The following is a 12,793-nucleotide window of genomic DNA, read 5'->3' as shown; positions in this document are numbered from 1 at the left end:
AGAGCCATGGAGCTTCCAGCGATGTCGCCAGCGATGGAAGCCTATCTTGCTTCCCTGAACCGTCAGCTTGAGGAGGCCCTCTCGATAGCAAAGGAGGCACGATCACGGGGTATTGATCCCGCAATAACCCCGGAGATCCCAATCGCGAGCGATCTTGCCGATCGGGTTGAAGCACTTCTTGAGATCCCCGGTGTGGCGGCACGGATCCGTGAGCTTGAATCCGGGATGTCCCGTGAGGAAGCAGCTCTTAAGATCGGGGATGATTTTGTTGCCCGGAAGTTCGGCGAGACATCGCGTGAGGAGGTCGTTGATCACGCGATCCGGTGTTCGATGGCGCTCCTGACTGAGGGTGTCGTCTCTGCTCCCAAGGAAGGGATTGCGAAGGTGGGGTTTGGCAGGAACGATGACGGTACCGAGTACCTCAAGATCTATTATGCCGGGCCGATCAGGTCCGCCGGTGGTACTGCACAGGCACTCTCGGTGCTTGTCGGCGACTACGTGAGGCAGGCGCTTGGGATCAACCGGTATATCCCGCGCCAGAATGAGATCGAGCGATATATCGAGGAGATCAGGCAATACAATAATATCCTGAGCCTCCAGTATTCACCGACAGACGCAGAGCTCCGGCTGATCATCGGGAACTGCCCGGTCTGTATCGATGGCGAGCCGACCGAGAAGGAAGAGGTCTCGGGGTACCGGAACCTTGACCGTGTTGAGACAAATGCCGTCCGCGGCGGGATGGCGCTTGTTATTGCAGAAGGGCTCGCCCTGAAGGCCCCGAAAGTCCAGAAGAATGTCAGAAAAATGAAGATGGAGGGCTGGGAATGGCTCGATCAGCTCGTTTCAGGTGCGAAATCAGGTGATGATGAGGTAGTGAAGGGGATCAAGCCCAAAGACAAGTTTATCCAGGATACCATCGCCGGCAGGCCTGTCTTTGCCTACCCGATGCGGAAAGGCGGGTTCCGGCTCCGGCTCGGCCGTGCGAGAAATACCGGGCTTGCCGCAGGCGGACTTCATCCTGCAACGATGCACATCCTCGGAGAATATCTCTCCCCCGGTACCCAGATGAAGGTGGAACGTCCCGGAAAGGCGGCAGGGATTGTGCCGGTCGATTCGATCGAAGGGCCGACGGTCCGGCTCAGGTCAGGTGAGGTGCGTCGGATCGATTCCGAGAAAGAGGCAAAGGCGGTTGCAAACGAGATCGAGTATATCCTTGATGTGGGTGAGCTCTTAATCAGTTACGGGGAGTTTCTTGAGAATAACCATCCCCTGATCCCTCCCTCCTACTGCGAGGAGTGGTGGCTCCAGGAGGGCGGCCCCCGGCATCCCGCACATGAGATGGAGGCGATCAGCTTTGCACTGAATGGTGCATATCTTCATCCCGACTATACCTGGTATTTTGATGATCTTACCCAGAAGGAGTTCTGCCGGCTCGCTGATCTTGTGGTGGAGCGTGGACGGATGGAAGATGGCGTACTGAGAGTACGCCATGATCCCGAGGTGAAGGGGCTGATCGAGGAGACGCTTGTTCCACACACGTTGGAGGGGGATGAGATTGTTCTTCGTACCTGCTATTCATTCCTCGCCTGCCTCGGACTCGGCCTTGATCTCTCGCGCCGCCCCGGCTGGGAGAGCCTGCCTGATTGCACAAACGGCCTTCCCTGTGCGGCTCACCTGAGCGGGTTCAAGCTTCGTTCAAAGGCAGGAACCCGGATCGGCGGCAGGATGGGCCGGCCCGGAAAATCCGCCCCAAGGAAGATGAAGACCGCACCGCATGCCCTCTTCCCGATCGGAAACGATGGCGGTGCCCGGCGTTCTTTCCAGGGTGCGGGCGCAAAGCGGCGGCAGGAGACGATGGGGGATGGGGATCTCTATATCGATATCGAGACGCAGGGGCAGATCTCAATTGAAGTGGGTGAGCGGCGGTGCACCGTCTGTGGTGAAAAAACCTTCTGGAACCGGTGTGCCTGCGGAGGCCACACAGTGCCTGTTTTCCGGTGCGTTCACTGCAACAAGGAGGTTACAGACGGTGACCGCTGTCCCCGGTGCGATGCCCCCCTCAACTGCAACTTTGAGGTTGAGGTGAATATCAAAAAGGAGTATGAATCGGCGCTTACCACTCTCGGGATGGTTCAATCAGACCTGAAGCTCCTGAAGGGCGTGAAAGGGCTGATCTCCCGTGAGCGGTCGGTTGAGGCGATTGAGAAGGGGATCCTCCGGGCGGTCCGGGATCTCTTCGTCTTCAAGGACGGAACCGTCCGCTATGATATGATCGATCTTCCCCTCACCCATTTCCGGCCATCCGAGATCGGGGTGTCGCCTGAGAGGCTCCGTGAGCTTGGATACCTGAAGGATTATGAGGGGAGGGATCTGGTGGATAGCGAGCAGATCTGTGAGCTGAGGCCCCAGGATATACTCGTCTCAGAGGATTGCGGCGAGTATCTCCTGAAGGTGGCAGGGTTTATGGATGATCTCCTCGAGAAGGTGTACGGCCTGCCCCGGTTCTATAATGCAGAGAAGCCTCAGGATCTCGTCGGCCAGCTCTTAATCGGGCTTGCTCCGCATACGAGCGCGGGTGTGCTTGCCCGGCTGATCGGTTACTCGAAGGCACTTGTCGGGTATGCTCATCCCTTCTTCCATGCGGCAAAACGGCGGAACTGTTTCCACGGCGATACCGAGATCGAGGTGTACGGGCAGTCCGGCTGGAAGAAGATGCCGATCCGGGAGTTTGTCATTGAGAATTTTGATATCTCCCAGCCGGGATGCGACCGGCTTGGGACCTTCTATTCAGATCCGGCCTCCCCCCACATGCTGATTGCAGTGGATACGAACGGAAACCAGAAGATGCGGAAGGTCACCTCGGTCTCGGTACACCGTGCCCCGGCACATCTCATCCTCTTTGAGACAGAACGTGGAAAAAAGCTCGCGGTAACCCCGGATCATGCGATGCTTGTCTGGGACTGTGCGTATCTCCGAAAGATCCGGGCACTTGAGGTGAAGCCGGGGGCACGGGTGCCGGTGCTGGAAGGGGGAATAGTGATTGCAGATACGATCAAGACTGCTGAACCTGTTCCCTGCCTTGATGACCGGGTGTACTGTGTGACGGTGGCAGATGATCACACCCTCCATGCAAACGGGATCTTCTGCGGCCAGTGTGATGGTGATGAGGACTGCGTGATGCTGCTTCTGGATGGCTTAATAAACTTCTCGCGGTCGTTTCTGCCGGAGACACGGGGCGGCTCGATGGATGCCCCCCTTGTCCTGACGAGCCGGATCGATCCGAGCGAGGTCGATAAGGAGACGCTGAACGTGGATGTGATGAGCCGGTATCCGCTCTCTGTCTATGAAGCATGCCTCACCTATACGGCACCAAAGGAGCTTGAGCGCGTGGTGGATCACGTGGAGCTTCGGATCGGCACCCCCGGCCAGTATGAGGGGTTCTCATTCACCCATGATACGACCGATATCTCGGCAGGGCCCGCAACGACGATGTATACCCGGCTTGGGTCGATGGTTGATAAGCTGGATGCGGAGCTTCTCCTTGCGAAGATGATCCGGGCCGTGGATGAGGACGATCTCGCAGAGCGTGTCCTGACAACGCACTTTATCCGCGACATGATCGGGAACTTAAATGCCTTCTCAAAGCAGGGGTTCCGGTGCGCCCGGTGTGGGTCGAAGTTCCGGCGGATGCCGCTTGCCGGGAAGTGCCGGTGCGGAAACAAGATCATCGCCACCGTCTCGGAAGGATCAGTGAAGAAATACCTGGCGGCATCGCTCTCGATCTGCGAGCAGTTTAAGGTCTCCGAGTACACAAAACAGCGGATTGCCGTGATCGACGCCTCGATCAACTCGACATTCGGGGAAGAGGTGAAGCTCCAGCTGGGGCTTGCGGATTTTATGTAGATCGAGGAATGTTTTTTGCATTGGAGCGCAAATATATGTCCTTCAGTGCGAGTGTTACCGAGAGGCCAAAGGTGATCGACTCAAGATCGATTCCCGTAGGGGTTCGCAGGTTCGACTCCTGCCACTCGCATCAGGATATCAGGCTCGATTCTTACCAGGTAGCAGTGTCTGCTTTTAGACCTCCCAACTTCTCAATTTGAGAGGGTTATTCTCTTATAGAATTAATAAATAGCACGATTTCATCGACATTAGTATATGGGTTTGTCAGGGTGGAGAAGAGGTTCGATCCGTTTTCCTGATGATACTGCCTGAGCCTTCGAGCGTTCTCCAATGCCTGATGCTCATTCCCCATTAAATTCTCAAATATATTCTCGACATTGGGTTTTGTGTAATCCTTTTCAAACACACGGAGTTTAGCTGTTGCCTCTTGTGATCCGAGTGAATCCTGAAGATACCGATAATGGAGCAGGAGCCACACTTCAAAATCCGGGTTAGAATGGATTAAATGCATATGGGATCTCAGTGGTTTATGTAATTTCAGCTTATTTCGAGCATTATCTATCTCCGAATCTGAAAGGGTATCTACATCAAATACACAAAATATCCTGTCCTGGCCATTTAGAGGGGGTAAATGTGTTTGAATGTAACCCTCGGCATATTTGATATATTGGGATGGAGATTTGATGTTTGGTTGTACCGTCACGATTCTGATATTCCTGTTTCCATGAATATTCCTCTTCTTTAACTCGAAATAATTGAGTTCTGTCTCTCCATCAGAGAAGATGATGACAAGGGTTCGTAAAGGGCGCTGCTGAGATCTCCGCGTATGTGCCACATTATAACCCCCTTTCCATGATATCCGGCACTCCCCCGTATCTTCCGGAAAAATAGTTCTTCTCTATTGACCGATCCAGCCTCTTTTCGTAATCAAAAAGGGAATACAGATCGGTATTTCTGGTATTCTTCTTCTTTTCAGTAAACCAGATCTGTTCCCTTCGGAAGATATCGGCTGATAAAAGCCGCGTATTATGGGTAGTTACAATCAACTGTGAATTCATCCTGTTGATCTTATTGCTATGGAAGAGACGGAAGATGTACGTGATTAAATCCGGGTGGAGCCGTGTATCAAACTCGTCAATAATAAGGACTCGCTGATGATTCTCAAATGCATCCCGGAATAATCCAAGCAGGTTAAAGAAGATCTGGGTTCCAGCAGATTCAAATTCAGAGAATGTATTTGTGATCTGATGGCCGTCATCCCGGGTATGTACGCTCTTTAATTCTGATGTCATTATAGCTCCATCAGGAAGAGGTTTTTTCGTATCTTTTTCAATGAATTGAATGACGATATCGGGAATATCTGTTCTCTTCAGGGTTTTTATAGTGCCTGATACATCATGAATATCAAAATCGGCAAAGTTTAGCAGATTAATTATTTTATCCTTATTCTCCTGTGATCTGTTCATATAGTTAATCGTGTATCGGTCACCAATATCCATGATGGAATCCAGATAATTTAAATTCTCATTAAACCACTTAAATGCCGGTCCAAAGGGTTTGTATTCATTATTTGCTTTTGAGAGGAAGAGGACATTATTTCCTGTGTGGCGAAAAAGCCCCTGTTGCTCATCATCATCCTGGTATGCCTGGAGATCATTTTGATTCCGGATAAAGATCGTCTTTTCGCTTTTTCCTTTGAAATACACGAGTTCCTCGGATATTATTTCATCTGCATTATAGGAGAATGAATAGCGGTATTCCGTTTCATCGATGATGAAGTTAAGTGAGAAAGTTGTTGGTTTCTCTGCATACTCAGAATTCAGGATGAATGGAAAATATGGGATTTTATCTCCTTTATTGAAATTTCGGGACATACGAACAATAAATTGCATCAGGTCAAGAGCGCGGATCTGGTTTGTCTTTCCCGATGCATTCGCTCCAAAAATGACAGCGCTTTTCAGTAATTTCGTTACCCCCGTAACTCCATCAACCCGGATTAAGTTCTCCGCCTTCTTCCTCTCTTTCGAAGGTACCATGCTAAATGTTGTCTTTTCAGAGATGGAACGGAAGTTTTCCACACTATATTCTATCAGCATATACTATACTCAGATCTCCTGAAAGATAATGGTATTGGTAGATTATACGATTTTTTCGTAGAATCTCTCAATATTCTAACGTCCCTGAAAACCCATGCATTTGCCATCATATTGTATTATCTATCCAAAATGCACTTCTCTCTCCAAAACTGTGCAATGATGAAAGGATCAGGTGATCGATCATTTCCGGGTATTCTCCAGCAACTCCAAAAGCTCCATACAGTAAAACCCCTCTTTCTGAAACTCTGCGACATCTTCAATTTCACGGGCAACAACGCCGGGCGAGACCTGGTAGGAGAGCCCCTTCACTGCGGGTAGTTTTGCTTTTAATGACGTGAGAATGGAATATGCCTCGGAGCGGGTGAGTGCCGTGTTCATGATCTCAACTGCAAGATCTGCCCCCTCGGATATTGCGAGGAGATCGATCTCGTCGCCCCGGCGGTTCCACCATGAGCCGACTGCCGGTGATAAAGAGGAGCGAGAGGTTCTGTGCATAAAGGTGTTCCATCAGCCTGAGCTCTTCTCTCCTGCCCTAGAATTTGATAATGATTATAATTACAATTATTATGGGTATAATTATTGTTGGGGGTTTACCGAGGAGCGACTTATAGTATACTATAACAAAAAGCCTGAAAAACTTTCAGTATACTATAAGTTTTATCATCCCCCGGCACAATAGTATCGTAGAGGTGCATGATGCAGGAGCTGTCAAAACTCGCGATCCTTGAGATCCTCGGGGAATGGAACTACTGGGATCGGGACTTTGAAACATATGTGCAACGACCGGCATATCGTTCCATCCTTGAGCGGTACAGGAGATCGAAAGAGATCGTCGTCCTGACAGGAATACGGAGGAGCGGAAAATCAACGCTTTTGAAACAGGAGATGGAAGCACTTGCAATGAGCCGTGATAAGAAAGAGCTCCTGTATATCAATTTTGAAGATCCCAGGCTCTCTGAAGATGCAGATCCACATACCCTCGACCTGATTCTTGAGACATACCGGGAAGCGATCAACCCTGACGGCGAGGTCTTCCTCTTCCTTGATGAGGTACAGTATGTTGACCGATGGGAGAGGTGGGTTCGAACAGCCCATGATCTTAAGAAGGCAACGATCTATATTACCGGATCATCATCAAAGCTCCTATCCGGCGAGGTGGCATCATCGATCAGCGGGAGATATCTTCAGATTGCCGTCTATCCTCTCAGATTTTGGGAATTTCTCTCTTTCAATGGCATTGAATGCCGGACTATCGCTGATTACTCAACGAAAAGGAGAGAGATTAATCAGCTTTTTGATAATTACCTTAGATATGGTGGTTTTCCAAAGGTCGTCCTTGTTGATGAGGATCTGAAGAAGGAAGAGCTTCTGTCGTATTTTAACACGATCCTTTTGCATGATATTCTGGCACGCTATGGTCTGAAAAACTATGATATGCTGAAGAAACTCGTTGAATACATCCTGACAAATGATACGAAACAGAACAGTGTGAACAGTATCAGTAAGGCGCTTTCGTACAATTATGCCACCGTATCCGATTATGTCGATTACCTCAAAGCAACCTACATGATAGCGGAGCTTCGAAATTATGATCACTCCCTGAAGAAACAGCTGAGAAGTGATGTGAAATATTATTGCATCGATACCGGTTTTGTCAATGCAGTTTCTTTCCTCTTCTCCGAGAATATCGGCCGTTTATACGAGAATATCGTCTTCAATGAGTTCGTCCGCCGGGGGCAGGGGACAGGTCTCTTCTTTCTGAATGAAGGGGGGTATGAATGCGATTTTATCACGCAGGAGAAGGGCCGGATCACCGGTGCATACCAGGTCTGCTATGAGCTGCATGACAATAATATGGAACGGGAGGTCGCCGGTCTCGTCATGGCATGCAGAAAGTTCGGTCTGACGGAAGGGACGATCATCACCGAACACCAGCAGAAGACGATTGAAGTGGATGAAATGAAAATTGAGGTCGTTCCGGTGACGGCGTTTCTGGTGGGTTTTAGGTGATACTGTGGTTAAACTGATAAATATTTTTTAGAATGTGGCTGTTTGCTGGTGAAGTGGTCGGCTGAAGAACTAAAAACGAACTCTTAAAACAGGAATGGCTGGAGAAATAAGAGGAAAATGATCCTACGCCCACATTTCCTATCATATACACCATATCGGAACAGTTATGGTCTTATACCCGTATTTTCTTATATGCCGCCTGCCGGTAAACCGGTTTTTCGGATCCTCCTCGTGGATGACGAACCCGCTCTTCTGGATGTGGGAAAGCAGTTTCTCGAAGAATCCGGAGACTTTTCAGTAACCTCCGCAAGCAACGCAGAGGAAGCTCTCTCCCTCCTCAGGGAGCAGGATTTCGATGCGATCGTCTCGGACTACCAGATGCCGGGGATGGATGGTATCTCGCTGCTCCAGTATCTCCGGGAGATGGATAGCTCGACTCCCTTCATCATCTTCACCGGGAGGGGAAGGGAAGAAGTGGTGATCGACGCCCTAAACTGCGGCGCAGATTTCTATATCCAGAAAACCGGGGGATCAGCTGCCCTGTTTGCAGAGCTCCGGAAGAAGATCGAGTACGCGATTGGGAAGAAACAGGCAGAAGACGCACTCTGGAGAAGTACTGAGATATTCAGGACATTGGTGGAACAGTCAAACGAAGGGATCATCATCGTGGATTTCAATGCACGAATCCTCTTTGCAAACCCCCGTGCATCAGATATCATCGAGAGCGATCCGGATATGGACACAACCGGCAGTATCAATGCCCTGGATTTCATTATCTCCCCTGACGAAAGGGAGAGTGCCGTTGAAGCTCTTGCTAAAATCCAAAGCGGGAATGAGCCTTTTGATCTGAAGTACCGGATCAAAACACTCAAAGGCAATGAGAAGGTTGTGGAATGTGTCGGGAATCTCATTGAATTTGGTTTTATCCCGGCAATTCTCCTCTCTGTCAGGGATATATCAGGACAGATCAAGGCTGAAAATGCACTCAAAGAATCCGAAAAGAGGCTGAGAATGCTCTTTAAGCATACCCCGGTCTCACTGGCAGTCGTCTCCCTTGAAGGCGGGGTCTTTCTGGATATCAATGATATGTTTGAGGAGCGTTTCGGGTACTTGCGGGATGAGGTGATCGGAAAGACTGTGGAAGAACTTGATCTTCCTGTACCCGGTTTTGAATGGGATGCCTTTTACTCGGCAGTCAGGGAAGGCAGGCAGGTCAGGGGCATGGAGCTCTGCTGCCGGAGACGGTCCGGCGAGATCTGCATCTGCCGCCTCTCTTCATCATTTGTCACGATAGATGACAGGCCCTGCATACTCTGTTCAGTTGAGGATATAACCGATATCAGGGCTGATGATGCGGCGTAAGAGAGACTGAGAAAGGTGGGCTCCGGGCCTCCGCCTATCCCTGCCGCCATCCCCCTTCAGGCACCAGCATCTCAAACCTTGCTCCTTTCCCATATTCCCCGGTCTCGGCAATCATAATCCCGGTGATCGCCAGAATCTCCTGTGAGAGAAAGAGCCCAAGGCCTGTATGCTTCCCAAAACCCCGCTCGAAGATCCGCTCCTTCTGGTCGTCAGGAACACCCGGCCCATCATCCTCCCAGATGATGTCGAGCCGGCCATCCCGCTCTTCGCACCGGATCTCCACCCGGCTCGCCCCTTCGGCATGCCGGAGGGTATTCTCCATGAGATTTTCGAAGACCTTCTGGATCATCGGATCGGCAAAGACGGCGGTTTCATCAGAGAGATGCCGGATGATGGGTAGCCGGCCATCATCAATCACCTCGATTAAACTGGCGATCGAAAGCCAGGTGGGTGCCTGCACCCCCAGGTTCTCATACTGGCGGGTAAACTCGATCTGCCGTTCGATCGATTTGACCGCCTTCTCAATATCAGCGAGGTACATATCCTGCTGCTCACCCTCTTTCTCTCTCTTCAGCCAGATATAGCCGTCAATCACCATGATCTTGTTCAGGATATCGTGCCGGGTGACACTGGAGAGGATCTGGAGTTTCTTGTTGGCGGCCTGAAGCGCCTTCTCCTCTCTCTTTCGGCCGGTGATATCGATACAGGAGCCCATCATAGCGATAGGAGTTTCAGAAGCATCACGGACAAGGCTTGTGGCAAGCTCAAGGATGATCTCTGATCCATCTTTTCTGGTTCCGGACACCTCACCCGACCAGCTGCCGTTCTTCTGTATTGATTCAGCTATCTCCCGGCCACTAGCTTCAGCCGTCCACAAGGAGAGGATAGACCGGCCAAGTACCTCGTCCTGATCAGAAGCCCCCCACATGGCGATGAATGCGGGATTGGCATAGGTGATATCTCCGGAGAGATTGGTGATGACAAGGCCGTTTAATGATGCGCGAACGGCGGCATCCTTTAACAGAAGCTCTTCTTCAGCGAGCTTTTGTTCGGTGATATCTTCAAATATTGTGGCAAACCTGCCCTCCCCTGTCCGGTATGCCGAGATGATGAAGTGCCTCTTCAGGGGTTGGAAGTAGGTTTCAAAGATTACCGGTTCTCCAGACCGGACCACACCTGCATACTCTTCAAGATAAGGCGGATCACCGGCACCGTATATCTCCCGCCCTGTCTTCCCGATGGTATCCTTCCACCTGACTCCAAGTACCCTCTCATACGAGGCATTGATCTCAATGATCCGATAATCTTCTGGTTTCCCATCCTCGCTGTAGATGAGTTCGTGGAGGGCGGATCCCTCGATCATATTCATAAAGAGGGACTTGAACTTCTGCTTGCTCTCCAGAAGCGCCTTCTCTGCCTTTTTTTGTTCTGTGATATCATGGAGGACTTCGATTAAAAGCTCGATCTCGCCGTTCTCATCAAGGACCGGGTTGCTTGTACATTCCATGAACCTCCCAAGCTCCGGTACATACCGCTCGACTGTCTCCTGCTTCTTCGAGAGAACCGCCTGTGTGGTGGCACAGAGTTCACAGGGGCTGCTCCGTCCGATGATCTCATAACATCTCCTGCCCTGAATCTCCTCAGGTCTCAGGCCCAGGATCTCGTATCCTGCCTTATTGTACCTGACAATGGTATGATCGGGGAGCTGGAGGCCGACGATATCGGGGATGCCATCCAGCATCGCTTCGAGAAGCCTTTTGTTCCTATCCGCTTCAAACCCAGCTCTCTTCATCTCTGTCACATCGCGGCCCACAATGAGGATGGCAGTGGCAATCCCGTCGCTGTCACGGAGGAAGGTCATGGTATTATTCACCCAGATGCTTGATCCATCCTTTCTATATGTCTCAAGATCAAGGCTGACAACACCAACCGGTTCTCCGGCAGCCTCACGCTCCATTGCCTCCTGGAATGTCCGTTGGGCAACTATCAGGGATTCCGGTGCCAGCACCTCCCCAAGAGACTGTACTACAGCCTCATCCATAGAAAACCCTCTCAGGGATTCAACAGACGGGCTGACATAGGTAAACCTGAGTGAGAGATCGAGAATCGAGATCGTCTCGGTCATATTCTCGGTGATCAGCCGGTACAGCCGTTCGCTCTTCTGTAATGCTTTCTCTGCCTCCTTCTGCTCTGTTATGTCGGTATGGGTGCCGAGGAGGCGGAGAGGCCTCCCCTCTCCATCCCGGCTGACGATCTTTCCCCTGGCAAGGATCCATCTCCATCTGCCCTCTTTTGTCTGCATCCGGAACTCCAGGCGGAAACTCCCTCTTCCTTCCCGGATATGGTTCTGGATATGCTCTTCAGCCCGTTCAAGATCCCCGGGGTGAAGGAGCGATCTCCACGTTGCATAGGATCCCGGTAGCTCATCCGGTTCATACCCAAGCATTGTATACCAGCGTGAGCTGAAGAAGGCGTCTCCCGTGTTATAATCCCAGTCCCAGATCCCGTCATTGGCAGCATCCAGCGTGAGCCTGTACCGCTCCTCGCTCTCCTGAAGTGCCTCTTCTGATCGCCTCTGTTCTGTGTTGTCCCGGATGGTCTCGATCGCCCCGACGATATCCCCGCTCTCATTATAGAGTGGGGATGCCTTGCCTGCAAGGACAGCATACCTTCCCAGCGGCCGTGGCAGGGAGGTCTCTGCAATCAGTACATCCCGTTCCCGTGTGACTGATGCATACTTTGATCGCAGAAGCTCCTCATCAGAAAAGGAGATGAGATCGATCAGCAAGGGGCGGCGTTCCCCGTAAAAGGGGATTGCATATTCATAATTGCCCTTCCCGATCATATCGCCTGCAGGAACGCCGGTCATCTCCTCAATCGCCTGGTTCCATGCGATCACAATACCTTTGGAATCAATAGCGAAGGTGGGGTCAGGGAGGAACTGTATGATATCATAGAGCCGCTTTTCTGTCTCTTTAGCGAGCTTCTCAGCATTCTTATGGGCAACAGCGGAACGGATCATATTGGCAAGCTCGGCAAACTGGGACTTTGGATCGCCGCCCTTCTGGAGGTAGAAGTCCGCACCGCTGTTTAAGGCCTCGATCACAACATCCTCCCGGCCTTTTCCGGTGAATATGATGAACGGTATTGTATTGGCCGACTGCCTCAGGTGTTTGAGAAACGCGATCCCATCCATCCCCGGCATCTGGTAGTCTGAGACGATCGCATCAAATCGGTGTTCATCCATGAGCCGGATCGCCTCCCCGGCACTTCCTGTCGTAGTGACGGCGATATCTCCTGTCCGCTCAAGGAAGAGCTGCCCTATATCGAGGAGCGAAGGCTCGTCATCTACATAGAGAACAGAAATTGGTTGTACCTCAGCCCCGGTGGATGTCATCTCTACTCTATGATGAGCATTAAGG

At 51.1% G+C, this 12,793-nt stretch carries 7 protein-coding genes and 1 tRNA gene; 4 read left to right on the top strand and 4 right to left on the bottom strand.

Annotation, left to right across the window (positions count from 1 at the left end):
* The first annotated feature begins 6 nt into the window (after nt 1–6).
* Together ACYUBO_RS11185 and ACYUBO_RS11180 are read left to right on the top strand one after the other, a co-directional pair.
* Nucleotides 7–3,903, top strand: a complete 3,897-nt coding sequence (locus ACYUBO_RS11185; RefSeq protein WP_460374544.1) for a DNA-directed DNA polymerase II large subunit — start codon at nt 7–9, stop codon at nt 3,901–3,903.
* 47 nt (nt 3,904–3,950) lie between these two features.
* Nucleotides 3,951–4,033, top strand: a tRNA-Leu gene (locus tag ACYUBO_RS11180).
* A 75-nt stretch (nt 4,034–4,108) separates the two neighbouring features.
* Here the strand turns inward: ACYUBO_RS11180 and ACYUBO_RS11175 are convergent.
* From ACYUBO_RS11175 to ACYUBO_RS11165, 3 genes are all read right to left on the bottom strand, one after another.
* Nucleotides 4,109–4,738: an RloB family protein gene (locus tag ACYUBO_RS11175; RefSeq protein WP_300333139.1), complete on the bottom strand. Its 630-nt coding sequence runs from the start codon at nt 4,736–4,738 to the stop codon at nt 4,109–4,111.
* Between the two features lies 1 nt (nt 4,739).
* On the bottom strand, nt 4,740–5,999 hold the full coding sequence (locus ACYUBO_RS11170) for an AAA family ATPase (RefSeq protein WP_460374540.1): 1,260 nt from the start codon (nt 5,997–5,999) through the stop codon (nt 4,740–4,742).
* A gap of 180 nt (nt 6,000–6,179) precedes the next feature.
* Nucleotides 6,180–6,494, bottom strand: coding sequence for a hypothetical protein (locus ACYUBO_RS11165; protein ID WP_460374537.1), 315 nt, complete (start codon nt 6,492–6,494; stop codon nt 6,180–6,182).
* Between the two features lie 198 nt (nt 6,495–6,692).
* Here ACYUBO_RS11165 and ACYUBO_RS11160 point away from each other — a divergent pair, with 198 nt between their 5' ends.
* Nucleotides 6,693–8,009, top strand: coding sequence for an ATP-binding protein (locus tag ACYUBO_RS11160; protein ID WP_460374534.1), 1,317 nt, complete (start codon nt 6,693–6,695; stop codon nt 8,007–8,009).
* A 192-nt stretch (nt 8,010–8,201) separates the two neighbouring features.
* Nucleotides 8,202–9,371 (top strand): response regulator, encoded by a 1,170-nt coding sequence (locus ACYUBO_RS11155; protein WP_460374532.1) that lies wholly within the window; start codon nt 8,202–8,204, stop codon nt 9,369–9,371.
* A gap of 34 nt (nt 9,372–9,405) precedes the next feature.
* Here ACYUBO_RS11155 and ACYUBO_RS11150 read toward each other — a convergent pair whose 3' ends face one another.
* Complete coding sequence (locus tag ACYUBO_RS11150) at nt 9,406–12,768, bottom strand: response regulator (protein WP_460374529.1); 3,363 nt, start codon at nt 12,766–12,768, stop codon at nt 9,406–9,408.
* Between the last annotated feature and the right edge of the window lie 25 nt (nt 12,769–12,793).

This window comes from Methanocalculus sp. MC3, assembly GCF_054767395.1.
The sequence above is the reverse complement of the archived record's forward strand: the minus strand, read 5'-3'. Positions and strand labels throughout refer to the sequence as shown.

Excerpts from the sequence above, each read along its gene's own strand:
- ACYUBO_RS11150 (WP_460374529.1), bottom strand. The coding sequence starts at position 12,768 with ATGACATCCACCGGGGCTGAGGTACAACCAATTTCTGTTCTCTATGTA.
- ACYUBO_RS11160 (WP_460374534.1), top strand. The coding sequence starts at position 6,693 with ATGATGCAGGAGCTGTCAAAACTCGCGATCCTTGAGATCCTCGGGGAA.
- ACYUBO_RS11155 (WP_460374532.1), top strand. The coding sequence starts at position 8,202 with ATGCCGCCTGCCGGTAAACCGGTTTTTCGGATCCTCCTCGTGGATGAC.
- ACYUBO_RS11170 (WP_460374540.1), bottom strand. The coding sequence starts at position 5,999 with ATGCTGATAGAATATAGTGTGGAAAACTTCCGTTCCATCTCTGAAAAG.
- ACYUBO_RS11165 (WP_460374537.1), bottom strand. The coding sequence starts at position 6,494 with ATGCACAGAACCTCTCGCTCCTCTTTATCACCGGCAGTCGGCTCATGG.
- ACYUBO_RS11185 (WP_460374544.1), top strand. The coding sequence starts at position 7 with ATGGAGCTTCCAGCGATGTCGCCAGCGATGGAAGCCTATCTTGCTTCC.